A 25,463-nucleotide genomic window follows, 5' to 3' on the forward strand; every position below is an offset into this window, starting at 1 on the left:
GACAAGCAGGCTAGAACACGTTTCATTACTCTGACAAGCAGCGATGCCGCCGTGCCTTTCATCTGCGGTGGAGGCATGTTTTACTGGCACTAGAACACGTTGCATTTGAGGAGCGCACAACAATGCCAGGTCCTGATCTGAGCCCTATCGCCCCTGACTTCGACTTCCTCGACGCGAACCTCAACCTTGAGCGTCTGCCTGTCGAGGAGCTCGCCGAGTTGCGTAAGTCCGAGCCTATCCACTGGGTCGACGTGCCCGGCGGTACGGGCGGCTTCGGCGACAAAGGATATTGGTTGGTCACCAAGCATGCCGACGTCAAAGAGGTGTCCAAGCGCAACGACATCTTCGGCAGCTCTCCCGACGGTGCCATCCCGGTGTGGCCGCAGGGCATGGAACGCTCGGCGATCGATCTGCAGAAAGCCGTCCTGCTGAACATGGACGCGCCGCAGCACACCCGGCTGCGCAAGATCATCTCCCGTGGTTTCACCCCCCGCGCGGTGGGCCGGCTGGAGGACGAGCTGCGGGAGCGGGCCAGGGAGATCGCCGAGACGGCCGCCGCCGAAGGCTCCGGCGACTTCGTCGAGCAGGTGTCGTGCGAACTGCCGCTGCAAGCCATCGCCGGACTGCTGGGCGTGCCGCAGGAGGACCGCGACAAGCTATTCCGGTGGTCGAATGAGATGACAGCCGGGGAGGATCCGGAGTACGCCGACATCGATCCGGCCATGTCCTCGTTCGAACTGATCACCTACGCCATGAAAATGGCGGAGGAGCGGGCGAAGAACCCGACCGACGACATCGTCACCACGCTCATCGAGGCGGATATCGACGGCGAGAAGCTCTCCGACGACGAGTTCGGCTTCTTCGTGGTCATGTTGGCGGTGGCAGGGAACGAGACCACACGCAACTCGATCACCCACGGCATGATCGCGTTCTCGCAGCACCCCGAGCAGTGGGAGCTGTACAAGAAGGAACGCCCGGAGACCGCGGCCGACGAGATCGTCCGCTGGGCCACCCCGGTGTCGGCCTTCCAGCGCACCGCGCTCGAGGACACCGAACTGGGCGGCATACAGATCAAGAAGGGCCAGCGCGTCGTGATGTCGTACCGCTCGGCCAATTTCGACGAAGAGGTGTTCGAGAACCCGCACAGCTTCGACATCACGCGCAGCCCCAACCCGCATGTCGGGTTCGGTGGCACAGGTGCGCACTACTGCATCGGCGCCAACCTGGCGAGGATGACCATCAATCTGATCTTCAACGCCGTCGCCGACGCCATGCCCGATCTGAAGCCGGCCGGTGAACCCGAACGGCTGATGTCGGGCTGGCTGAACGGCATCAAGCACTGGCAGGTTGACTACACCGGTAACTGAGGCTCAAGGAGGAGTCGGGTGGATTTCAGTCCAGACGAGGGTCAGCGGGCCGTCGCCGATGTGGTGACCTCGGTGCTCGAGCGTGAGAACACCTGGGTGGCCCTGGTGGCCGGTGGCGTGACAGCGCTGGGCGTCCCGGAACGCCTCGGCGGTGACGGGGTGGGGTTGGCGGAGATCGGGACCGCACTGACCGAGATCGGTCGTCACGGCACCACCGGGCCCGCGTTGGCCACCCTGGGGACCCTGCTGGCCGTCCTCGACCTGGCCTCAGCGGACCAGCAGGACCGGTATCTGGCCGACGTGCCCAAGGGTGCCGTGCTGACGGCGGCGCTCAATGAACCGGGCGCGGCGTTGCCGGACCGGCCGGGAGTCACCCTGAGTGGTGGCCGGCTCCACGGTACGAAAGTCGGTGTGCCGTATGCAGATTCGGCGGCGTGGATTCTGGTGACCGCTGACACCGGAGTGGTGGTGGTCGCACCCACCGCCGACGGTGTGGCGGTCACCAGGACGCCGACGGCAAACGGCTCCGACGAGTTCGCGGTGACGTTCACCGACACCGAAGCCGACACCCTTTCGGATGCCACCGCGCACCGGGTGAATCAACTGGCGCTTGCCGCCACCGGCGCCTTCGCGGCCGGACTGGTGGCCGGCGCGTTGCGGCTGACCGCGGACTATGTGGCCCACCGGGAGCAGTTCGGCCGCCCGCTGTCGACCTTCCAGACCGTGGCGGCGCAATTGGCCGAGGTGTACATCGTCTCGCGCACCCTGGATCTGGCTTCGGTATCGGTGCTGTGGCGGCTCGCGGAGGGCCGTGACGCCGACGATGATCTGGACGTACTCGGGTACTGGCTGACATCCCAGGCTCCACCGGTGATGCAGACCTGCCACCATCTGCACGGCGGTATGGGTATGGACATCACCTACCCGATGGATCGCTACTACTCGTCGATCAAAGACCTGAGCCGTCTGCTCGGCGGCCCGTCGCACCGTTTGGATCTCGTGGGAGCCTGATGTTCATCGATCTGACCCCGGAGCAGCGGCAACTGCAAGCCGAACTCCGGCAGTACTTCTCGACGCTGGTGTCGCCGGACGAGGCCAAGGCCATGGAGTCCGACCGCCACAACGAGGCCTACCGCGCCGTGATCAAGCGGATGGGGTCCGACGGCAAACTCGGCGTCGGATGGCCGAAGGAGTTCGGCGGCCTGGGTTTCGGGCCCGTCGAGCAGTCCATCTTCGTCAACGAGGCCGCCCGCGCGGACATCCCGCTGCCTGCCGTCACGTTGCAGACCGTGGGGCCGACGCTGCAGGTGTACGGCAACGAGGCGCAGAAGAAGAAGTTCCTGCCCGCCATCCTGGCCGGTGAGGTGCACTTCGCCATCGGCTACTCCGAGCCCGAGGCGGGCACCGACCTGGCGTCGCTGCGGACGTCGGCGGTCCGGCACGGCGACGAGTGGATCGTCAACGGCCAGAAGATCTGGACCACGGGTGCCCATGACGCCGACTACATCTGGCTGGCGGTGCGGACCGACCCGGAAGCGCCCAAGCACAAGGGAATTTCGATCCTCATCGTCGACACCAAGGATCCCGGTTACTCGTGGACGCCCATCATCTTGTCCGACGGCGCGCACCACACCAACGCCAGTTATTACAACGACGTCCGGGTGCCGGCCGATATGCTGGTCGGTGAGGAGAACGCGGGGTGGCGGTTGATCACCACCCAGCTCAACCACGAACGAGTCATGCTCGGACCGGCCGGGAAGGTCGCCGGAGTCTACGACCGCGTGCACGCGTGGGCCTCGAAACCGGGCAGCAACGGCGTCACACCCATCGAGAACATCAACGTCAAACGGGCTCTCGGGGAGATCCACGCGATCTACCGGATCAACGAGCTGCTGAACTGGCAGGTGGCCGCCGGCGGGGAGACCATCCAGGTGGCCGATGCCGCGGCCACGAAAGTCTTTTCCACGGAACGCATTCAGAAGGTGGGCCGGCTGGCCGAGGAGATCGTCGGCGCCTACGGAAACCCCGCCGACCCCGACACCGCCGAGCTGTTGAAGTGGCTGGACAGCCAGACCAAACGCAACCTGGTCATCACCTTCGGTGGCGGCGTCAACGAAGTCATGCGTGAGATGATCGCGGCGTCGGGCCTCAAGGTGCCGAGGGTGCCCCGGTGAGTACAGACGACCTGCGGCCGCGCATCGAAGAGATCAAGGCGGCCGGCAAGAGCGAGCCGCGCACCGGTCGAGATCCGGTCAACCAACCCATGATTCACCACTGGGTGGACGCCATCGGCGACACGAATCCGATCTATGTCGACGACGAGGCCGCAAAGGCCGCCGGTCACCCCGGCATCGTCGCACCGCCCGCCATGATTCAGGTGTGGACCATGGGGGGTCTGGGTGAGGGCCGGTCCGACGACGACCCGCTGTCGAAGATGATGGCGCTGTTCGACGACGCCGGCTACGTCGGCGTCGTCGCCACCAACTGTGAGCAGACCTATCACCGGTATCTCCAGCCCGGTGAGCAGGTGACCATCCATGCCGACATCACCGACGTGGTGGGGCCCAAGCAGACTGCGTTGGGCGAGGGGTTCTTCATCAACCAGCTCATCACCTGGACGGTGGCCGGGGGCGAGCCGGTGGCCGAGATGATCTGGCGCATCATGAAGTTCAAGCCCCGGGCGGAGGGCAAGCCGGCGGTGCCGGCGGACCTCGATCCCGACAAGCTGATGCGGCCGGCGTCGTCGAAGGACACCAAGTTCTTCTGGGACGGCGTCAACGCCCACGAGCTGCGGATCCAGAAGCGGCCCGACGGCAGCCTGCAGCACCCGCCGGTGCCCGCGGTGTGGCTCGACAAGGAGCAGACCACCGACTACGTCGTTGCCAGCGGTAACGGCACGGTGTTCAGCTACGTCGTGCACCACGCGCCGAAGGTGCCGGGCCGCACCCTGCCGTTCGTGATCGCGCTGGTCGAACTCGAGGAAGGGGTGCGTATGCTGGGTGAGCTCCGTGGCATCGAACCCGACGATGTGAAGATCGGATTGCCAGTGCGCGCAACGTATCTCGACTTTCCGGACAGTGATGTCAGTCCCGCCTGGACGCTGTACGCCTGGGAGCCGGTCGGATGAGCGCACCGGTTGTGGCGGTCGGCACCAGACTCCCGGAACTCGAGATCTACGGCGACCCCACATTCATCGTCTCCACGGCGATCGCGACGCGCGATTACCAGGACGTGCACCACGACCGCGATAAGGCACAGGCGAAGGGGTCCAAGGACATCTTCGTCAACATCCTCACCGACACCGGTCTGGTTCAGCGTTACATCACCGACTGGGCGGGGCCTGCGGCGCGCGTCAGGTCCATCGGGCTGCGTCTCGGGGTGCCGTGGTACGCCTACGACACCATCGTGTTCACCGGTGAGGTCACCGCCGTCGACGACGATGTGGTCACCCTCGATGTCACCGGCACCAACAGCCTGGGCAAGCACGTCATCGCCACGGCCACACTGACTCTGGGAGCAGACTCATGACCGGCCTGTCCGGCAAGGCGGCCATCGTCGGTATCGGCGCCACCGACTTCTCCAAGAACTCCGGCCGCAGCGAGTTGCGCCTGGCCGCCGAAGCGGTGCTGGACGCGCTCGACGACGCCGGCCTCTCGCCGGCTGACGTCGACGGGCTGGTCACCTTCACCATGGACTCCAATCTCGAGACCGCTGTGGCCCGCGCCACCGGCGTCGGAGACCTGAAGTTCTTCAGCCAGATCGGCTATGGCGGCGGCGCCGCGGCGGCGACGGTGCAGCAGGCCGCCCTGGCCGTTGCCACCGGGGTGGCCGAAGTCGTGGTGGCCTACCGGGCTTTCAACGAGCGCTCGGAGTTCCGCTTCGGCCAGGTGATGACGGGCCTGACCGTCAACGCCGATTCCCGCGGAGTGGAGTACAGCTGGTCCTACCCCCACGGGCTGAGCACACCGGCCGCCTCGGTAGCCATGATCGCGCAGCGCTACATGCACGAATATGGCGCCACCAGCGCGGATTTCGGTGCGGTATCAGTGGCCGATCGCAAGCACGCCGCGAACAACCCCAAGGCGCATTTCTTCGGTAAGCCGATCACCATCGAGGATCACCAGAACTCGCGGTGGATCGCCGAGCCGCTACGGCTGCTGGACTGCTGTCAGGAAACCGACGGCGGTGTGGCCATCGTGGTCACCACCGCCGAGCGCGCCAAGGACCTCAGACACCGGCCGGCGGTCATCGAAGCGGCGGCCCAGGCCGCCGGCGCCGACCAGTTCACCATGTACTCGTACTACCGCGACGAGCTGGGATTGCCCGAGATGGGACTGGTGGGACGGCAGTTGTGGGGCCAGTCGGGTCTGGAACCGGCCGATATCCAGACGGCCATCCTCTATGACCATTTCACTCCGTACACCCTGATCCAGCTCGAGGAGCTGGGGTTCTGCGGCAAGGGTGAGGCCAAGGACTTCATCGCCGGCGGCGCGATCGAGCTCGGTGGCCGGCTCCCCATCAACACCCATGGCGGCCAGCTCGGTGAGGCGTACATCCACGGCATGAACGGCATCGCCGAGGGCGTCAGACAGTTGCGTGGGACGTCGGTGAATCAGGTCGACGATGTCGAGCATGTGCTTGTCACCGCCGGTACCGGCGTCCCGACCTCCGGTCTGATCCTGGGCTGAGCGTGACTCGGCCCAGGTCGAGGCGTCAAACAAGTCGGAGCTCGGCCTGGGTGTCACTCGACCCGGGACGAATACGTCGAACAACTCCGAGCTGGGGCTAGGTGTCACTGCACCCAGGTCGGGGCCATCAAACATGTCCGAGCCGGGGCGCAGCGTCACTTCGAACCAGACCGCGGGCGTCGAACATGGCCCAGCCTGGCCGGCGACGCACTCTGGCGTCTGTTAGCAACATTCACTCAACACTCATCTGCCGCGATAGCAACATCTGAATCGGGGTCCCACCAGTGCGCCCGGCCCCACTCGGTGAGGCTGCGGGGGCGCTCGCGTGGGCGCGCGGAGTTACCTGCAAGTGCAAATATGGCAAACTTCTTGGAGGCCGGGTCGACCGTCGGTACCGCCGGTGTCAATTAGCCACGGATGTCGCTTTTTGTGGTGATACCAAGAGGCTTACCAGCGGATTCTTAGGAAAAATTGCGCCGAACGAAGGGCGATCCTCAGTTTGCCTGACGCCAGACGGCGGCGCCGTGGGCGGCACCTTCGATTCAAGATCGATTTTGGCAAAGTTTTCGGCGAGCCAAAAAATCTCTGCATTAACGTGACAATTGCCCGGTCACGTGGTCACAATGGGTGTTGCATGTAGGCCACCGCATGCGGATCCAGTAACGGGGAGGGTGGTATGGCGATCGAGCCACACAGTGGTCTTAGGCACTGGCAAACATCAAGACGGGGCGTGATTCGGTGGGGGTTCTAGCGCAGACACCGTTGTCGGCACACGGAGAGGCTCGACAGAGCAACCACGTGAGCCTTCCTAACGGTCTTGGCGGAGTTTCTAGTTGGCATTTGCCGCATCGCGCACCTGCGCTGCAGGCGCAACCAAACATGGTCGTGGGGCCCGCGGAGGCGCTTCGTGCCGCCCGTGTGCTGATCGTCGACGACTGCACGCTGCACCGGGACAACCTGGCCGCACTCATTGCCGTCAACGGCGCGGCCGAGGTCAGCACCGCCTGGGACCTGCCGACGCTGATCGGCGCCGTTCGAGATCGTTCGCCCAGCATCATGCTGCTGAATGTGGCGACGCTCGACAGCGCCATGTTGTTACGCGCGGCTCGTGAGATAGCACCCGATGTCCGTGTCATCGTCCTGGGGGTCTCCGAGGACGATGAATCCGGCATCGTGGCCTGCGCTGAGGCGGGCGCTGCGGGCTATCACACGCGGGCTGAGTCCATCGAGGACCTGCTCACGCTGGTCACCAAGGTCGACGCCGGCGAGTCGGTGTGTTCTCCGCGGGTGTCTGCGATTCTGCTTCGTAGGCTCTCGGCGCTGGCGTCCCGACGTCCGGTCGCCCCCGAGGAGTTGGTTCTCACGGCGCGCGAGGCGGAGATTCTCAGGTTTCTCCAACTCGGCCTGTCCAATCGTGAGATTGCCGAGCAACTCTGCATTGCCGTGCACACCGTGAAGAACCACGTACACAGCCTGCTGACCAAGCTCGGTGTGAACACCCGAGGGCAGGCGGCAGCGCTCGCTCACTCCATGCAGTAAAGCCGTAGCCAGCACACCGTCACGCCTTGAGGGCGTCGTCCCGTAACCATGTCCGGGCACGCCCCACGGCGCATCGGCAAAGTGGCTACCGCTCAGTCGATCTGACGTCCCGAGCAAGTGCGCGTTCATGAATGCATCTGTTTAGCGCAAACTGGCGTACTGCCGCCGACCGCCGCGGAATCGTGCCGTTCGCAAACGGAAATCGGTGGCGTACAACAGGACTAGTCCGACACGCTGCGAAGGACTAGATCCGATACCTGCCGGCATGGATCCGATGACCTTCGAGTGGAATCCGCGGGTAACCAGAACGTGTCATTTGTCTGGGACAATCCCCGCTCAACACCACGTCAGCGGACTTGCGCTCAATCGGCGGACTAGGTCCTCGGCAACATGAAATTGGCTCCGATGGCCCATATACGCGCACGTGCTCGGGGGTCGATAGTGGATCAATGGGAGATGAGCGGCCGACGGCGGACACGGGGCTTCCGCAATACCGGGCCCCGGGCAAGCGCGCTGCGGGACAGCGACACCGGACGAAGGTGTGGGAAGCCCTCATCGTGACAACCGGTTTGGCGCTCAGCACCGCGTTGTACCCGCTACCGGCTATCGCTCCCCTTCTGGAGCTCTCGCCGCCGAAGTACGAGACCTCGGACTTCCCTGCGCTCGTCCGATCGGCCGTCGCCAACCGGCGCATCGCCGAGGCATCGGGACGCGCGTCGAATCTGACGGACATCGTCGAAGTCATCGACAACGACGTGCTGGTCCTGCGCACGGATACCCTGCTGGAACTGGTGAATACGCGTGGGTTGCCCGACACTGCGAGGTCTCTCGAGCTTCTCAGGTCGTTCCAATCGCTTACTCAGGGACACCCTCTCGCTCTCTCGGGCGGTGGCGGTGGCGGTGGGACCACGGTGAACGTCCCCTCCACCACCTTGCCCGAGCTGTGGACGCTTCTCGAACTGCTGCTCGAGGCATTGCCCACCTCGGCGAATCACCAGCTGGCGGCGGTACTGACGGAACTCCTGCCGCTGCTTGCTCAATCGCTGGGACTGTCAGGCCCGCCGGGCGTCCCACCGCTGGACACCAAGGTGTTCACCCAAGACGAATCAACGGTGCACGCACCGCTACCGCAGCTGACGGTGACTCCCACCGCCGTGCCCGATCCAACCACGCAGGCGCCGACCAAGCCCGCCGATGCACCCCCCCAGGCGCCTGCGCCGGCGCAGTCTGCGGTGCCCGCTCCCACTGCCACTCCGACAGAAGCTCCCATACCGGCGCCGCCGCCGACGGTGGAGACGCCTACCAGTTCGGAGGCTCCGCCGACCGAATCAGCGGGGACACCTACCGCCAGCCCCACCGCGGAACCCACCAGCACGCCGACCGCGCCGAGCACCCCGAGCTCGACACCATCCGACAACGGTTCCGGGCCAACGGATGTGACGGAACCAGAAGATGACCGGGAGACGACGTCGGGGACACCGTCGCAGCCCGATGACGACGACGAGGAGCCGGCCAGCGAGCCGCCGAAGTCGTCAGAGGACAAACCGTCCGAGCCCAATGACAAGCCCGACAACGAGAACTCGGCGCCGGGAAGCTGAATCACACCGCCGGGTGCGGTGATCCGGGGATCGTCTGCGATGTCCACCAACGCGAGTCCATTCGGAAAGTGTGGGGGGTCGATGACCGAGCGAAGCGAGTGGCCGTACTCCGCAGGCGGTGCGCCGTGTCTCACACTGACGTGAAGCGTTGGAACGAAGGCCCGGACAGTCCGCGCGGCTGGGGCTCACCACCACGGGATGAGCGTGACGCGGCGACGGCCTGGTCACAGGTGGCCAGTCAAGGGCCCCCGCTCGACGAGCGGATCTTGATCATCGATGACTGCACGCTGTTCCGGGAGAATCTGGCGGCGGTCTTCGTCCTCAACGGGTTCCCGCCACCCCACAGTGCGTGGGACCTCGCCTCCCTGGTCCCGGCACTTCAGGACGACGGGGTGCGAATTGTGCTCGTGAACATGGCCACTCGGGGCCGGCACCTGTTGTTGAGGGCGGCGATGGACATCAACCCGAATCTTCGTGTCATCGCGTTCGGTGCCTCGGAGGAGGACGAGGCCGAGATCGTCGCGTGCGCAGAAGTGGGTGTTGTCGGATACCACGTACGGACCGACTCTCTGAAAGACCTGATCGCGCTGGTGCATGCGGTAGCTAACGGAATGTCCTCCTGCCCACCTCGCATCGCGGCAATCTTGTTGCGGCGGCTTTCCTCGCTTGCTCTGGCACCCCAGTCGAGCGACCGGGATCCAGCCCTGACAGCGCGCGAGATCCAGATCCTGAGGATGCTCGAACTGGGTCGCTCAAATCGGGATATCGCTGTGCAGCTGGGAATTGCGGTACACACCGTCAAGAACCATGTCCACAACCTGTTGACCAAGCTCGGAGTGAACACCAGGGCCGAGGCCGCGGCACTCTCGCGGGCGATGCGCGTAGACCGTGGATCCCCACGGCAGAACTAGACCGCGAACTAGGCAAATTTCGCTCGGATTACCCATGTACGAAAACGTTGCGGAAGCCGATAGTTATGGAGTGTCAGCGAAGTCGGAACCAGCCCGGTGTAATCGCCTGCTGGCGAACGGTTTAGGCGTTCACCAGTCCGAGTACCGGAGCGCGTACAGGCGGAACCGATGCTCCCGGTTCGGGGCATGGCGGGTTCTGAACAACAGGTCGTTCAATTTGGGGCACAGCGATCCGAGGTGGAACTGATGTGCGGCATCATCGCGTGCCGAACCAACGGTCCCGCAGTCGATTACCTGGTCCAGGCGCTACGCCGGCTCGAGTATCGCGGATACGACTCGGCCGGTGTCGCCATCCAGACCACCCGGGGCGACGTGGCCAGGGTGCGCACCGTCGGGCGGGTCGGCGCACTCGACAAGGCGTTGACAGACTGGTCCGGACCGGAGCTCGACGGCGTGGGGATCGGTCATACGCGTTGGGCCACACACGGAGCGGTGAGCGTCGACAACACGCACCCGCACACCGATTGCACCGGACGAATCCATCTGGTGCACAACGGAATCATCACCAATGCAGGTCTGCTCGAGCGTGCACTCCAGACGTCCGGGCACCACTTCACCTCGACCGTCGACAGTGAAGTCCTGTGTCACCTCATCGAAGACCAGCTCGTGGTTTCCGGTGACCTCCTCGACGCCGTGCATGCCGCCCTCGAACCGATCGAGGGATCCTGGGCGCTGGCGGTGCTGGAAGAGGGAACCGGCCGCGTCGTGGTGGCCGCAAAACAATCCCCGTTACTCGTCGCGCGCACTTCCTGGGGGGTCTTCGCGGCCAGCGACATTGCGGCGCTTGCCGACTGGGTGGAGGAGTTCCAGGTCCTCGAAGACGGTGACGTCATGGAGCTCAGCGCTGTCGAGAGTGTGCCGGCGCGCCGCATGAGCTCCTCGAGGCGGCGCCCGTTGACGGCACGCTGTACCTGGCGCGCTGCTGACACCGGTCTCAACGGCCATGCGGACTACATGGCCAAGGAGATCGACGAGCAGCCCGCGGCGGTGGCCAGGGTGCTCGACGAGTTCGGCGGGGGTATCGCCAACGGCGGGCTCTGGCGCGACCTGGGGATGGCGCCGTTCGAGCGTCTGCAGGTGATCGGTTGCGGCACATCGATCAATGCCGGCATGGTGATCAGCAATGTGGTCCGCGCTCTCGGTGGATTGCCCGCGCATGTCACCGTGGCGAGTGAAGCCGCGGGCGAGATCCTGGAGCGGGGCACACTCCAACTGGCGATCAGCCAGTCGGGCGAAACCGCCGACGTCCTCAATGCTGTGGCCGCTCCCTTGGGGGTGGGGCGGCCACTCCTGGCGCTCACCAACAGCGGGCATTCGACGCTGGCGAGGCGAGCCGATGCGGTGATGGCCTGTATGGCAGGTCCTGAGATCGGGGTGGCGGCCACAAAGACCTTCATCTGCCAGATCGTTGCCGGCACCGCGGTGATGATCTCGGCACTGGTGGCGATGGATCGCCTCAGCACCACGCTGGCCGGTCAAGCGGTGGATGCCCTGCGGGGCCTCCCGGACCGCCTGGCCGCCGCCGCCACGGTGGCCAAGTGCGTAATCCCGACGCTCGCAGACGAATTGGTCACCGCAAGCGGCGTGATCTTCCTCGGGCGGGGTGCCGGTCTTCCCTACGCGGCCGAAGGTGCGCTCAAGCTCAAGGAACTCACCTACCGATGGGCCGAGCACTACCCCGCGGGAGAACTCAAGCACGGACCGCTGGCGCTGGTCGACCCGGGCACGCCCGTCGTCGTGGTGGACAACGGCGACCCGAAGCTGCGCGCCAATGTCGCCGAGGTGGAAACGCGCGGGGGCCGCATCATCAGCATCGGTGGTCCGGGCAGCACTGTCGCTGTGGTGGAGCCGGACGCACAGCCCTGGGGGCCGGTCGAGAGCGCGATTCCGCTGCAGATCCTGGCCCGCAATCTGGCCTTGGCATTGGGTCGGGACGTGGACAAGCCACGGAACCTGGCCAAGTCCGTGACCGTGGAGTGAGCCGATGAGTCAGCTGCACAGCCCTTTTCCCATACTTCCAAAGACACTAGAGATCAACACAATTGGGGGAATGCCATGAGCGACCTACAGATCAACAACGGGCGGCAAAACCACCGGCTTCCAGACGGTTTGGCCGTCGCCGCGGCCAGAGCACATGTCGATTACACGGCCGAGGTGCTCAATGACGGTAGGAAGCAGACCAATTCGGTGAGCCTGGTCATCCCGGTCAGGAACGAGGCGCGCAACATCGCCTGGGTCCTCGAGCAGATCACCGATGACGTCGACGAGATCATCCTGGTGGACGGGGGGTCCACCGACGCCACACTCATCACCGCCTGCCGGGCGCGTCCCGATGTCCGGGTCGTCGACCAGGAGGGTGTGGGGAAGGGTTCGGCGCTGCGGACGGGTTTCATGGCCGCCACCGGCGACATCATCGTGATGATGGACGCCGACGGCAGCATGCTGCCCCAGGAGATCCGCCACTACCTCCACTTCCTGTCCAATGGTTACGATTTCGTCAAAGGTTCGCGGTTCATCGCCGGCGGGGGGTCGCTGGACATCACGCGACTGCGGCGGCTGGGCAACCGGTTCCTTCTGGCAGTGTTCAACTCGCTGTACGACGCCGAGTTGACCGATCTCTGTTACGGGTTCTGCGCGTTCCACCGTCGATACCTCGAGCACCTCGGCTTGGCGGCGACGGGCTTCGAGATCGAGGCGGAGATGACCGTCCAGGCCGTGCACAGCGGACTGAGGATCGCCGAGGTGCCCAGTCTGGAACTGCCGCGGCGCACGGGCAAGTCCAACCTGCACGTGGTCCGGGACGGCACCCGGGTGTTGGTGACGGTCTTGCGGGGCCGGCGAACGGGGTTGACGGGGCGGTTGGCACAGGCTTTGCTCAACCGCCGACGCACGGACTCTCCGGCGGGGCCGGCGATCGCTCGGCGGCCGGCGTGAGTGGACGCGCCCCTGCTGGTCCCATGGTTCTGGTGGTCGGTCCCGGCGACCGATTCCTTTCGGGGATAAGCTATTACACCTCACTGCTCGCGGCTGCTCTGGGCACCCGCGGAGCGGTGTCGATGCTGTTGCTTCGCAGGATCTGCCCCCGCGCAGCGTATCCCGGTCGGGCGCGCGTCGGTCGCACAGACGGGACACTGAAGTATCCCAAGGTCCCCGTTTTCAACGGATTGGATTGGTACTGGGGGGCATCGGCCCTGCGCGCGCTGCGCTTCTGGCGACGTGCCCGCCCCACTGTCGTGGTTCTCCAGTGGTGGACAGGCACGGTGCTGCACAGCTACCTCGTCATCGCCTGGCTGGCCAAGCGGGTGGGCGCGCGGCTGGTGGTGGAATTCCACGAGGTTCAGGACGTCGGCGAGGCCCGTCTGCCGTTGGCGAAGGCGTACGCGGGGGCAGGAATGCGGTTCCTGTTGAGCCGAACCGATGCCGTGGTGGTGCATTCAGAGTTCGACCGACGCGCTGTTCTGGACGCCTATCCGCAGTTGGCCCAGACACCTCTCGAGGTGATCCCACACGGCCCCTACGCGCAATACAAGGCACCGCCGGCACGCGTACGCATTCCCGGCGAGCCGGTGCGGCTGCTGACCTTCGGGGTGGTGCGCCCCTACAAGGGCCATAGCGAGATCGCCGCGGCGGTGCGGCTGCTCACCGCGGCGGGGGTGGACGTCCACGTGACCGTCGTAGGGGAGGTCTGGCAGGGCTACCGGGCACCGCTGGACCAGCTCGCATCGATCCTCCCGGAGAACCGCCTCACCATTGTCGACCGGTACGTCGCCGATGCCGAGGTCCCGGGATTCTTCGCCGCCGCGGACATGGTGGTGCTTCCGTACCGCCGCTCGTCGGCGTCCGGACCGCTGCACATTGCGATGAGCTGCGGCTTACCGGTGGTCACCACCGCCGTCGGAGGCCTTGTCGAAGCGGCGGCCGACTATTCGGGGGCGGTACTGGTGGCGCCCGGGGACCCGGTGGATCTGGCCGAGGGGATCCGCAAGGCTCTTCCGCTGGTGGGGCTGTCGCATACCGACCCGCACACATGGTCTCGTACGGCAGAGCGCTACGAGCGCCTGCTGTGCCGGATAGACGCCGGCTGGTCCGCACCCGAGCCCGAGGCCGCGCCCGCCGGAACGCCGACAGCGAGGCGTGCACATCGCGTGACGGGGGTCTTCGTGTGACACACCCGCGGATCGGTGTCATCGTGCCGCGTTTCGCCCCGTTTCGCGGTGGTGTCGAGACCTACACCGCACAGGCAGCGGCGGCCTTGGCCGCCAAGGGCGCCGAGGTGACCGTCGTGACACAGGTTCCTCGGCATTCCGAACTGCCGGTGTCGGAAGCCCGGGACGGATACACCGTTGAGCGACACCGTCTTCCGTTGAGAGATGTGTTCGACGTGCCTTCGGCGGCTGCGGTGCGAGCCGCGTGGCGGCCGAACCGTTTCGACGTCATGTGGCTGCACAGCTATCACACTCCGCTGGCCTGGCTGGCCTCACAGCGGGCGACGGCCCCGGTTGTCCTCACCCCGCATTACCACGGCGGTGGCCACACTCCCCTTCGGCAGGCGTTACACCGGCCTTACCGCCCAGCCGGGCGCCGGCTGATGGCGATGAGTCGGCGCATCGTGGTGGACACCGAAGCCGAAGCCGACTTGGTGGCCAGGGATTTCCCGGACCAGGCGGGTGGATCGAAGATCGCCGTGGTGCCGTTGGGAGTCGCGGATCCCGTGTGTGGGCAGGAACCGGCGGATGTCGGCGAGATCCCCCTGGTCCTGACGGTTGCCAGGCAGGAGCAGTACAAGCGCACCGACGTCCTGGTGCGCGCGATGGTCGAACTGCGTGACCGTGCCGTACCGGCCAGGCTCGTCGTGGTCGGCGACGGGCCCGCGCTGGCTGACATCGCGCGGCTCGTCACGAGCTTGCGTGCAGACGGTGTGGTGACCATTGCGGGTGCGGTCGACGAGGACGTCCTGCGGCGATGGTGGGCCTCGGCCGATGTGTACGCGACGGCGAGTACCCGCGAGGCATTCGGCATCGGATTCGCGCAGGCCCTGGTGGCCGGACTGCCGGTCGTCGCCAGCGACATCCCGGCCCATCGGGAGGTGACGCGCCTGGCCGGGACCGCTGCCCAGGTGCGCCTGTGCGGCATCGACGGGCCTGAGCCCGATCATGCCGTGCACTACGCCGATGCCATCGCCGCCGTGCTCGCGGACCCGGGATCACGCAGCGAGCGTGCCGCCCGGTGCACGCTGCCCAGCGTCGACGAGATGGCAGATCAGCTGTTCGACACGCTCACCTCGGTCCTGCGGTGAGGTAATGGTGCTGACCGTATCCACCGTCGAAGAGTCAGCCCCCGAACATGTTTCGGGTGCCCACGCTCTCGGTTCCGGCTCACACTGGCGGCGAGCACGGCTGGCGACCGCCATCGTCATGCCGCCGGTGGGGGCGATACTCGTCCTGTTGTCGTTTCATCACGCGGCCGGCCAGCCCGAACCCGACCAATTACAGTTCGCGCTGTTCTGGGCCGGCTTCCTGGGCGGCATGCTCCCGCTCATCGCCGTGGCCTGCGCAGCGAGAATCGACGGAGTTCTGCGAACAAGCGCGCTCGCCGGCATCGGCCTCTTCGGCATGGTTCCCACGTTGTTGCGTGGCCCGTCCGGTCCCTTGAGCGCTGATGAGTTCGCGCATCTGCGGCAAGCCATCGAGACGTCTCTGCGGGGCGACGTCGGTCACGTCTCCTACCTACTGCCGATCACCAAAGAGTTTCCCGGGCTGCACCAGGCCGTGAGCGCCTTCGCGCGGCTGACCGGACTCCCGTTGTGGCATGCGGGGATGTTGATCATCGTGTTGGCGCACGTGCTGTCGGTCCTGGCTGTCTACCAGCTGGTGCGGGCACTCGGCGTCATCGCGCCGGCAGCAGCCGCGGGTGCGGTCTTCTACACGCTGAATCCGTCCTGGGCCTACTTCGATACCGCGGTCTCCTACGAGAGCCTGGCGCTTCCGATGCTGCTGTGGTGTCTGGCCGTCACGATCGGTGCTTGCCGATGTGCCTCACGCCCGGGTCCGCGGTACATCACCGCCATCGCACTCTGCGCCGCGACACTGCCCATCGTCCACCATCTCACCACGATCATCCTCTGCCTGATCATCGGCGCGCTGATCGCGGTCGAGCTGCTCTGCCGTAGAGTCCTCAAACGCCTTGGCACACAGCGGGAGCGGATCTGGCCCTTGGCGTTCGCGGGGTTCTGCCTGACCGCCTCGATCGCCTTCTGGTGGTCCAACAAGTATGAATGGCTGGTCACCTACCTCAGCCCGGCGCTGACCCGCGGCGGGGCTCAGCTGACCGATCTCACCGGTCTCGGCGATCAACCCGAGGCGGCGCAGACGGGGGAGCGCGCGCTGTTCAGCGGGGCGGAGAATCCGCTCTACGAGCTGGTGGCGGGTTTCTTGTTCCCCGTCCTGGCGCTACTGGTGTTCCTGATCGGGATCGCGGTGCTGTGGCGGCTCCGGCACACGCTGGGGTCCTTCCCGTGGGCTTTCGCCGCCATCGGCGCGATGTACTTCGCCAGTCTGCCGATGGTGCTGACCAAAGGCGGCGCCGAGGGTGCGCACCGCTCATGGGCGTTCAGCTTCATCGGCTTGGCTGTGGTCTGCGGAATCGCCACGGGATACGTTGTCACACACCGTTTTCCTCGCGGCGTATTGGGCCGACCGGCGGCCGGGGTGACGGCCGCGGGTGTCGTACTCGTCGTCATGTCGATCGGCGCGGCGTCGGTGGGATCGAACGTTTCCACACGATTTCCCGGGCGCCCCAACGTCGGTGACGACATGAGGTCGGTCTCGCAGGAAGGTGGCGCGGTCACAGCCTGGATGGAGGCGCGGACAGCTGTGGACACGCCCGTCATGGCTGATCGGTATGTGTCTCAGCAGCTCGGGTCGGTCGGACGGATGGCCACCTTGTCGCCCAGCGTCACGTTCCCGATCTGGGATCTGTACATGAGTGCCGAACCTGTGCGCCCCGATGTGCTCCAACAGGTCCTCGACGCCGAGATCCGATACTTCGTGGTCGACGCACGGATGTCGACGACCCGGCCGAGGCTGGGTTTCTGGTTCACCGTGGACGAACCGGGCGTCGACGGCACCGAGCCGTATCCGCAGTCGGCGCTGGACCGATTCAACTGCCTGCCCTGGTTGCACGCCGTCTACGCGGCGGGTCCCTTGACCGTCTACCAGGTCGACGCCGAGATGCTCCGCGCCACCATCCCGACGGGGATGGCCGGTAGCTGCCGAACGGACGCGCCATGACGAAACCGACCTACCTCGAGATCGATACGCGCGATCGCGATGACGCCGATGCGCGCTATTTCGAGATGCTGCGGGACCGGTTGCCGCGGCGGCGCGTTCTCGGCGCATCCGCATTGGGCGTCAGCTGTCTGGCGGTGGCCCAGTGGCTCTACACCTGGCAGATGGCTCCAGCTCAATCGGATCTCGACGCCCTGGCGTGGCGGACGTCGATCGTGCTCGGCTTGATAGGTATCTGGTTGGTACCGGGTCTGTGGCTGTGCGCCGTGATGATTCGGTCCGGAGTTGGGCTGCCGGCCTGGCTGGCCACCCGGATCGGCGCGACGCTGGCGTGGTACGCCCTCGTGGGTCCCGTTGTCCACCAGATCTCCGGGGGCGCACGGGTCACCACAGGTGTTCTGGTGGGCACGACGGTGGCGGCCACCGCCGCGGTGTGCCTGGGCGTGGCGTTGGGTCTGCTTCGCAGACCGGTGGAAACCAGGGCGCGCACCATACTGGCGCTGGTCGTCGGAGCGTTGTGCGCGCAAGGGGTGATGTGGACGGCCATGACGCTGTGGCCCTTCGACGCCGACCACAGTGCGCTGCGCGGACTCAACTGGCTGATCGCGCTGGCGTGCGCGGTGTTGACGGCGGTCGGGATGCGCCGCCGTCCGCAGCTTCCGGCACTTCGAAGCCGGCGCCACACCAGGATGATCGTGGTGTCGGTGGTGATGATCGAGATGACCGCCGCGATCCTGCTGGTGGCCGGCGGGAAATGGTCTCCCCAGCAACGGATGCCGTCAGCGTTCAGCGCCGAGCAGATCGTCGGGCCCACCGGTGAGTACGACCTCGCCTTCGCACTGACCGCGATCAGCCCGGAAGGGGCCGAGTTGATTCAACGAGCGGATTTCCACGCATTCGACGACACCGGCGCTGCGGTCCCGGCCCGGATACTCGCGGAATTCACCCAGCACACCGCCGATCATGTGGTGCTCCTCGTGATCCTCGATCCGACCAGTCGACCTCTGTTGTGCAGCAGCGTGTCTCATGTCGATGGACGGACCAGCCCGGCCAAACTGACCCTCCGGGACGCCACGTCCGGCCTGCTGGTGCAGGGTGTCATCGCGCCGCAGTGGTGTGAACAATGACGGCGCAGACGACCGCATCCGGGGCGGTCACGTCGCAGCCGGCCGACAGCGCCCACCAGGCAGGGGGGCGGGGGCTGGTGGGCAACAGCGTTGCCCTACTGGCCCTGATCCCGGTCAGTTCACTGCTCGGGTACCTGTTCTGGATGGCCTGTGCGCGCCACGTCTCGGCCACCGCGGTGGGCACCACGAGCACGGTGATCTCCGCCATGACGCTCGTGGCGATCCTCACCGCCGCCGGCTTCGAACCACTTCTGACGCGACTGCTCCCCGGCGCCGATGCCCGAGAACGCAGCGGCTTGTTCAGCACCGCCCTGGTTCTCACCGCGGCCGCTTCGTCGGGCGGTGGAGCTGTCGGAGCGCTGCTGCTGCCCGACTCGGTGCACACCGCGGTCGGAACCGGTTGGCTGGTCAGCTTGTTGGCCGTGGGATCGGCGGGTACGGCCCTGCTGCTCGTGGTGAACGCGGCGCTGTTGGGGGTTCGGCGGGCGGAACTGTCGCTGCTGGGCACCACGGTGGCCAGCCTGTCGCGACTCACCGCAGTCGGCGCGCTCCTGAGTGTGGGCCTACTGGCGACCGCAGCCGACACCGCTGCGGCGCGCACGATTCTCACGGTGTGGGTGGGTTCACTCGCCGTGTCCCTGTTGCTGTCTCTGCGGTTGTTCGCCCGCGCCACACCCGGATTCAGGTTCCGTCCGGGGACCATCTGGCTGACCCGGTTACGGGGTGCGGTGGCGTGGGAGCATCTGGCCACCCTGGGCACGCGTTCACCCGACTTCGCGATGCCGATCCTGGCTGCCGCGATGTTTCCCGCCGACCAGGTCGCCTACCTCGTGATGGCCTGGATGGTCAGCGGAGCTTTTGTCTCGGTGTCCACGGCGATCACGAACGCGCTGCTGGCCGACTGCGCCGATCGTCCCGAACAGCTTCGGGCGCAGGTGAATCGGGCCCTGTGGATGATGGCCGCCCTGGTCACCGTCCCGGTGATCGTGACCAGCCTCCTCGCGTCCGAGATCCTCGGGTTGTTCGGCGCCGACTACGCCCAGCACAGCACACTCCTGGTGGTGCTGCTGTTGTCCGCCTTCCCCGTCGCGGTGATCGAGTTGGCGGTGACCATCCTGCGGGTGCGCCGCAAGCTGGCCGAGGTGGCTGCGATGACGGTGACCGACGCGCTGCTCACCATGACGCTGGCCTGGCTGCTGATGTCGCACTTCGGCATCCTCGGGGCGGGCCTGGCCACGCTCGGCACTTCCCTGATCGTCGCCACCACGGTCGCGGCCATCGCCTTCCGGCGGTCGCGCGCACAGCAGCGCCCCTCCGCTGTCCCCGCCGTCGACGCGCAGGCATCGTCTGCGCCGCTTTACATGTCATGCCGGCGTATGCGGCCCGCAGAGGGCGAGCAAGGTGCCCGCCGTCTGCGCGTCCTGCACGCCACGGACAGCTTCCTGCCGAACGTCGGTGGTCTCGAACTGGCCATCGCGTCGCTGGTGCGGTTCCAGGCCGCGCAGGGCTATTCGGTGGCCATCGCCACCGCGCCGCACCCGGACGCCGCAGACCGACAGGACACCGACGGTGTCCAGGTGCACCGGTTGACGATGGCGATGGCCTCGGTGCCCGGAGCCTACGCAGATCGCAACCGTCTGTTCTTCCCGCCCGTTCCGGACCCACTGTTCGCCCGGTCATTCGCAGAACTGATCCGGACCTTCAAACCGGACGTCATCCACACGCACGGCTGGATCCTGTACAGCGTCCTGGGCGCCGCTAAGCGAGCGGGAGTGCCCGTGGTGGCGACCGCGCACGACCACAGCCAGGTGTGTGCCACGAAAACGATGCTGTACCAGGGAAACAGCCTGTGCACCGGTCCGGGGCTGCGGAAATGCACGAGCTGCGCCGCGGGTCACTATGGGTTGAAAGGGATCCCGCTGGCTGCCGGCCTGTACGAGATCGGCTCTCGCCGACACCGCGAGGTGGCGCAATGGATGGCTGCGTCGTCGGCGCTGGCGGCGCGCGGTTCGGCGCCCCGCCCCGCCGACCACCGGCCGGTCGAGGTGATCCCGACCTTCATCGAAGACGACCTCCTGAGTCTCGCCACTGACGAACGGACCGCGGCGCGACCGGCTTTCGTACCGCCGGAGGGCCCCTACCTGTTCTATGCGGGCGCGCTGGGCACACACAAAGGAGTCGATGTCCTGCTCGACGCTCACACGATGCTCGCGGCGAACGGTGTTGACGTGCCACTGGTTCTCGCGGGGCTGCCGCGCCCAGACTTCCACGTCGAGGACCGTCCGGGCGTCTCGGTGGTCACCCACGTTCCGCATGCCGACGTGGTGGCGGCCTGGCGACACGCCGCCATCGGCGTGGTGCCCAGCCGGGTCCCCGAGGGTTTCGGATTGGTTGCCGTCGAGTGCCTTGCTGCGGGTACCCCCTGCGTGGTCTCTGCGCTCGGCGGGCTGTTGGACGTCGTGGCAGACGGTGTCGAGGGCTTGCACGTCCCTCCCGGTGACACCACGGCACTGGCCGGTGCGCTGCAGATCCTGCTGAAGGACGAACCACTCCGGACGCGGCTCGGCGGTGCCGGGCCCGCGAAGGCGGCGCAGTTCACGCTCTCGCACGTGGCGCCGAGGGTGGAGGCGGTGTACCGGCGAGTGATCGATTCTGAGTCGACAGCTGTGGGGGAGAGGGCGCAAGCATGACCGCTTTTACCAACACCCGCGTTGGCGTCGGGCCGGGTCTGGCCACGATGCCGCTCGTCTTGATGTACCACTCGGTCGCACCGGAGCGTGAGGATCCCTACGAGGTCACCGTCTCGCCGCAACGGTTCGAACAGCAGATGCGCTGGTTACGCTCCAGGAAGCTGCGGGGTGTTTCCATGGCGGCGCTGGTCGATGCTTCGGCGGCGGGGCACGGGCGCGGACTCGTCGGCCTCACCTTTGATGACGGTTACCGGGACTTCCTCACCGAGGCGATGCCGGTTCTGGACCGGTTCGGTTTCACGGCAACCGTTTTCGTGTTGACCGGACGGTTCGGCGGAAGTAACGACTGGGATCGGCCCGGCCCGGAGAAGGCGCTGCTGACCGACAGCGAGGTCCGGCACATCGCGGCATCGGGGATCGAGATCGCGTCACACGGGGTCAACCATGTCGCGCTGGGGTCGGGCACCGACAGTGCCGTGCTCGCGACCGAGGTCCACCACAGCAAGGCTGCGCTGGAGAATCTGCTGGGGCAGCGGGTGCGAGGCTTCTGCTATCCCTACGGCAGCGTGGACACCCGCGCGGTCGGCGCGGTACGGGATGCCGGTTACGACTACGGGTGTGCCATCTGGCGGTCCACCGAGATCGGCCGCCATGCGATCCCGCGCACCTACATCCACAACGGGGACAGTCCCTGGCGGATGGACGCCAAGCGGTTGGTTTCCGCCTTGACCGTCCGGAACCGCTGGGCCCTACGACGCGGGGGGACAAGCTGATGTGGGAAAAGCTGAAGTGGCACCATTCGACGGCTGAACCGACGAGCGGCCGGTACCGGCGGGACCGATTCCTCTGGGCACCGGTTCTTTCCGTACTGGTGGCTCTCGCCGGTGTCGCCTACGCGATCACCGCGGGACCTGCCCAGGGTGAACCCGGGCCGACACAACGCGGCTTCGCGCTCCCGACCTGGGAAGCAGCGGGATACGACGGACCCCAGGTGTCGGCGGCATTCAGCGAGGTATCGGCGGTGGGCGGGACGTGGGTCCAGCTCAATCCCACCTGGTACCAGAACTCGGTCGGCGCGAGCCAGATCGCGCGGACGTCGCGGACAGCCGGTGACGCCGGCCTGGAACGGGCGATCACGCTGGCGCATGCGCAGGGGTTGAAGGTGTTCCTCAAACCCCATGTCGACTTGGCCGACAACGGGTCTCGCTCCCAGATCGCGCCTGCGGACCGGCCGGCATGGTTCGCCTCGTACACCACGTTCATCACTCACTATGCGTCGATCGCGGCGCGTATGGGTGTCGAACAGTTTGCGGTGGGCACGGAACTCGCCTCGGTTTCCGACGATCGCGACGCATGGGTGCAGGTGATCGCGGCCGTGCGCGCGCAGTATCGCGGGACACTGGTGTACGCGGCCGACCCCGGTGAGTACGCAGAGGTGCCGTTCTGGGACGCCGTCGACCTGATCGGTATCGATGCATACTGGCCGCTCAGCACCTCACCGACCACGGATGTGGCTGCCCTGCAACAGGCCTGGGTCCCCATCAGATCCGACCTGGCCGCTTTCTCCGCCCGCAACGGGCGCCGGATCCTGTTCACCGAGGCCGCATACACCAGCCAACAGGGCACCACCACCCGACCCCACGACTGGACCATCAGCGGTACGCCGAACCAGGCCGAGCAGGCCGCCGCGTACGAGGCCTTGCTGTCCTCCTTCAGCCAGGAGAGTTGGTGGGCGGGGGTGTACTGGTGGGTGTGGAGTGCATTGCCCGACGACGGTAGTGGCGAACCGCTGGGCTTTCCCATCAGGGGCAAGGCTGCCGAGCAAGTGGTTCGCGATTGGTGGGCGAGAGCACGATGAGAGTCAGTGTGGTGCATCCCGGTGAACTCGGTCAGACCGAGATCGATGCATGGCGCCGTATTCAGAAGATGACGGCCGAGCTCGACAATCCCTTTCTATCAGTCGATTTCGCGTTGAGTGTCGCCCGGGTGCGACCGCATGCGCGTACCGCGGTTCTCACGGAAGGACCCGATATCGTCGGGTTCTTCCCCTACGAGCGGCGTGGACTGGGGCAAGGGGTGCCTATCGGGGCGGGGTACAACGATTTCCAAGGCGTGGTGCACGTACCGGGGCTGGATTTCGACGCGCGCGAGCTCCTGCGGGCCTGTGGGCTCGCGGTGTGGGACTTCGACCACCTGGCCCCGGGGCAACGCCCCCTCGAGATGTACCGCAGTACGCGGGTCGCCTCTCCGGTCATGGACTTCTCCGCCGGATTCGCGCCTTATCTGGCCTGTCTACAGGACAATTCGACCACCTTCCGGGGCGTGCTGCGAAAGCAGCGCAAACTCGCACGTGAGGTCGGAGATCTGCGGTTTGTGTTCGATTCACCTGACCTGGGTGCCCTGCACACACTGATGGGATGGAAATCGGCGCAGTACCTGCGCTCCGGATGGTCGGATCGATTCGCGAAGCCCTACATCGTGCAGTTGGTCGAGCATCTCCTCGACACCAGATCCGACAACTTCTCCGGCGTCTTGTCCATGCTCTATGCGGGCGACGAACCCGTGGCCGGTCACTTCGGGATGCGCACCGACCGGACCATGGTGCTGTGGTTCCCCGCTTACGACGCCCGCTTCGGCCGGTACTCACCCGGTTTGATCATGAACCTGCTGCTCGCCGAGGGTGCGGCTGACGCCGGGGTCCAGTGCCTGGACATGGGCCCTGGCGGTGAGCCGTACAAAGACGTGTTCAAGAGCCGCGACGTGATGGTCGGCCAGGGGCATGTGGTCCGGCGGTCACCGGGAGCCGCGTTGCACTGGGCCAAGCGCACGCCCTCGGCACGGCTTCACCGGTTGATGGAGGACAATCCGTCGCTGCACCGGGTCGCCAAACGCGCCCGAGCCGGCTACCTGCGCGCGGACGCGTCCGTTCGACGCCGGGTGGGCACCGTCACGCCCGTGGAACACAGGGGAACTCACGATCGAGTGGTGGACCGCGCCGAGGTCTGACGGCCACGAGTAACGGGGGAGAAGAGGCATGCAGATCACCGTTGTACGCCCGGAGGAACTCGGGGAGGGCGAGTTGTCGATCTGGCGGGGATTCCAGCGGTCTGAACCAGCGCTGGCCAATCCCTTTCTGGCGCCGGAATTCACCTGCGCCGCGGGTCGGGTACGCCGTCAGACCAGAGTGGCTGTGCTGGCCGATGGCGGGCGCATCGTCGGCTTCCTCCCCTTCGAGCGTCACGCGCTGGGGGTCGGGGTGCCGGTGGCTCCGGGCGTGAACGGGTGCCAGGGGCTGGTCCATGAAGCGGGCTTGGAATGGGACCCGCAGCAGCTGATGCGGGCGTGCCGCTTGGTGGTGTGGAAGTTCGATCGGTTGTTGAACGCGCAGCGGCCGTTCGTCGCCTACCACCAGTCGGAGCTCCCGTCGCCGATCATGGACGTCTCAGGCGGGTATGACGAGTTCCTGTCCCGCCAGCGCGCCAAGGCCGCGGCCGCGGACCACAAACACCGCGGGGTGTCGCTGCGGGAACTGGCGACCAAGGAACGTCGCCTGGCCCGCGACGTCGGCGAACTCCGCTTTGTTCTCGACTCCACCGACCCGCGAGCTCTGCACACCCTGATGGCGTGGAAATCGTCGCAGTGCCAGAGGACGGGGGCCATCGATGTGTTCTCCAGGCGCTGGGTCATGCAGCTCATGGAAGAGCTGATGGGTTGCACCACAGATTATTTCGCAGGATTACAGTCGGAGCTATATGCCGGTGATCAACTGGTGGCACTGCATTTCGGGTTGCGTGCCGGGCCGGTGCTGGCGGGTTGGCACCTGACCTACAACAGGGAACTGCCGAAGTATTCGCCCGGATTGATCCAGATACTGCAGCTTGCGCGGTCGGCAGCAGATGCCGGCATCGAGCGAATCGACATGGGCGCGGGCGCAGCGAGTTACAAGGAGATGTTCAGCAGCGGTGAGGTCATGGTCGCGGCCGGAGAAGTGGTCAGACGTTCGGCTGCCTCGGGGCCCCGGATGGTCCGGTACGCCTCGGAACGTTCACTGCGGCGGTTCACCCGGCGGCATTCTGCGCTGTTCCGGGCCGCACAGAGTGTGCGCACTCAAGGTGCCCGCATCGATTCGTACGTGCGCCGTGGGATGGGGGGTCGGCCGGCGAGCCGCTCCGAAGCAGGGTCGGTCAGATGACCGCT

The 25,463-nt window shown here is 66.2% G+C and carries 20 protein-coding genes; all 20 read left to right on the top strand.

All coding sequences use genetic code 11. The features are described 5' to 3' along the window. The first annotated feature begins 122 nt into the window (after nt 1-122). Nucleotides 123-1,367 carry a cytochrome P450 gene (locus NL241_RS03050; protein ID WP_494396731.1) on the top strand — a complete coding sequence of 415 codons (1,245 nt, stop codon included), beginning with the start codon at nt 123-125 and terminating at the stop codon, nt 1,365-1,367. 18 nt (nt 1,368-1,385) lie between these two features. Then, nucleotides 1,386-2,378 carry an acyl-CoA dehydrogenase family protein gene (locus tag NL241_RS03055; protein ID WP_494396732.1) on the top strand — a complete coding sequence of 331 codons (993 nt, stop codon included), beginning with the start codon at nt 1,386-1,388 and terminating at the stop codon, nt 2,376-2,378. After that, nucleotides 2,378-3,541, top strand: coding sequence for an acyl-CoA dehydrogenase FadE29 (fadE29, locus tag NL241_RS03060; RefSeq protein WP_487695981.1), 1,164 nt, complete (start codon nt 2,378-2,380; stop codon nt 3,539-3,541). The genes NL241_RS03055 and fadE29 overlap by 1 nt, the downstream gene beginning before the upstream one ends. Continuing rightward, nucleotides 3,538-4,494 (top strand): bifunctional MaoC family dehydratase N-terminal/OB-fold nucleic acid binding domain-containing protein, encoded by a 957-nt coding sequence (locus NL241_RS03065; protein ID WP_494396733.1) that lies wholly within the window; start codon nt 3,538-3,540, stop codon nt 4,492-4,494. Before fadE29 ends, NL241_RS03065 begins: the two co-directional genes overlap by 4 nt. Next, nucleotides 4,491-4,895 (top strand): MaoC family dehydratase, encoded by a 405-nt coding sequence (locus tag NL241_RS03070; RefSeq protein WP_487695979.1) that lies wholly within the window; start codon nt 4,491-4,493, stop codon nt 4,893-4,895. Before NL241_RS03065 ends, NL241_RS03070 begins: the two co-directional genes overlap by 4 nt. Further along, complete coding sequence (ltp2, locus tag NL241_RS03075) at nt 4,892-6,055, top strand: 17-hydroxy-3-oxo-4-pregnene-20-carboxyl-CoA lyase (RefSeq protein WP_487695978.1); 1,164 nt, start codon at nt 4,892-4,894, stop codon at nt 6,053-6,055. Before NL241_RS03070 ends, ltp2 begins: the two co-directional genes overlap by 4 nt. Before the next feature lie 879 nt (nt 6,056-6,934). Continuing rightward, nucleotides 6,935-7,594 carry a LuxR C-terminal-related transcriptional regulator gene (locus NL241_RS03080; protein ID WP_494396734.1) on the top strand — a complete coding sequence of 220 codons (660 nt, stop codon included), beginning with the start codon at nt 6,935-6,937 and terminating at the stop codon, nt 7,592-7,594. Nucleotides 7,595-8,151: 557 nt separating this feature from the next. Beyond that, the gene (locus NL241_RS03085; RefSeq protein WP_494396735.1) at nt 8,152-9,192 is read left to right on the top strand and encodes a hypothetical protein; all 1,041 of its coding nucleotides are present in this window, start codon (nt 8,152-8,154) and stop codon (nt 9,190-9,192) included. A 125-nt stretch (nt 9,193-9,317) separates the two neighbouring features. Further along, nucleotides 9,318-10,103, top strand: coding sequence for a response regulator transcription factor (locus NL241_RS03090; protein WP_487695975.1), 786 nt, complete (start codon nt 9,318-9,320; stop codon nt 10,101-10,103). Nucleotides 10,104-10,349: 246 nt separating this feature from the next. Beyond that, nucleotides 10,350-12,143: a glutamine--fructose-6-phosphate transaminase (isomerizing) gene (glmS, locus tag NL241_RS03095; protein ID WP_494396736.1), complete on the top strand. Its 1,794-nt coding sequence runs from the start codon at nt 10,350-10,352 to the stop codon at nt 12,141-12,143. A gap of 75 nt (nt 12,144-12,218) precedes the next feature. Further along, on the top strand, nt 12,219-13,097 hold the full coding sequence (locus NL241_RS03100) for a glycosyltransferase family 2 protein (RefSeq protein WP_487695973.1): 879 nt from the start codon (nt 12,219-12,221) through the stop codon (nt 13,095-13,097). A gap of 23 nt (nt 13,098-13,120) precedes the next feature. After that, nucleotides 13,121-14,329 (top strand): glycosyltransferase, encoded by a 1,209-nt coding sequence (locus NL241_RS03105; RefSeq protein ID WP_487695972.1) that lies wholly within the window; start codon nt 13,121-13,123, stop codon nt 14,327-14,329. Continuing rightward, complete coding sequence (locus tag NL241_RS03110) at nt 14,326-15,459, top strand: glycosyltransferase family 4 protein (protein ID WP_494396737.1); 1,134 nt, start codon at nt 14,326-14,328, stop codon at nt 15,457-15,459. The genes NL241_RS03105 and NL241_RS03110 overlap by 4 nt, the downstream gene beginning before the upstream one ends. Before the next feature lie 4 nt (nt 15,460-15,463). Beyond that, nucleotides 15,464-17,452, top strand: coding sequence for a hypothetical protein (locus NL241_RS03115; protein WP_494396738.1), 1,989 nt, complete (start codon nt 15,464-15,466; stop codon nt 17,450-17,452). Then, entirely contained in the window at nt 17,449-18,576 is a 1,128-nt protein-coding gene (locus tag NL241_RS03120) for a hypothetical protein (protein ID WP_494396739.1), read from the top strand. Before NL241_RS03115 ends, NL241_RS03120 begins: the two co-directional genes overlap by 4 nt. Next, nucleotides 18,573-21,266 (top strand): glycosyltransferase, encoded by a 2,694-nt coding sequence (locus NL241_RS03125; protein WP_494396740.1) that lies wholly within the window; start codon nt 18,573-18,575, stop codon nt 21,264-21,266. The genes NL241_RS03120 and NL241_RS03125 overlap by 4 nt, the downstream gene beginning before the upstream one ends. Further along, a complete protein-coding gene (locus tag NL241_RS03130; RefSeq protein ID WP_494396741.1) occupies nt 21,263-22,039 on the top strand; it encodes a polysaccharide deacetylase family protein in 777 nt (258 codons plus the stop codon). Before NL241_RS03125 ends, NL241_RS03130 begins: the two co-directional genes overlap by 4 nt. Continuing rightward, complete coding sequence (locus NL241_RS03135; protein WP_487695966.1) at nt 22,039-23,124, top strand: glycoside hydrolase family 113; 1,086 nt, start codon at nt 22,039-22,041, stop codon at nt 23,122-23,124. Before NL241_RS03130 ends, NL241_RS03135 begins: the two co-directional genes overlap by 1 nt. Next, complete coding sequence (locus tag NL241_RS03140; RefSeq protein WP_487695965.1) at nt 23,121-24,272, top strand: GNAT family N-acetyltransferase; 1,152 nt, start codon at nt 23,121-23,123, stop codon at nt 24,270-24,272. The genes NL241_RS03135 and NL241_RS03140 overlap by 4 nt, the downstream gene beginning before the upstream one ends. A 28-nt stretch (nt 24,273-24,300) precedes the next feature. Next, on the top strand, nt 24,301-25,458 hold the full coding sequence (locus NL241_RS03145) for a GNAT family N-acetyltransferase (RefSeq protein ID WP_487695964.1): 1,158 nt from the start codon (nt 24,301-24,303) through the stop codon (nt 25,456-25,458). Nucleotides 25,459-25,463: the final 5 nt, after the last annotated feature.

The organism is Mycolicibacterium sp. SMGY-1XX, from assembly GCF_059132455.1.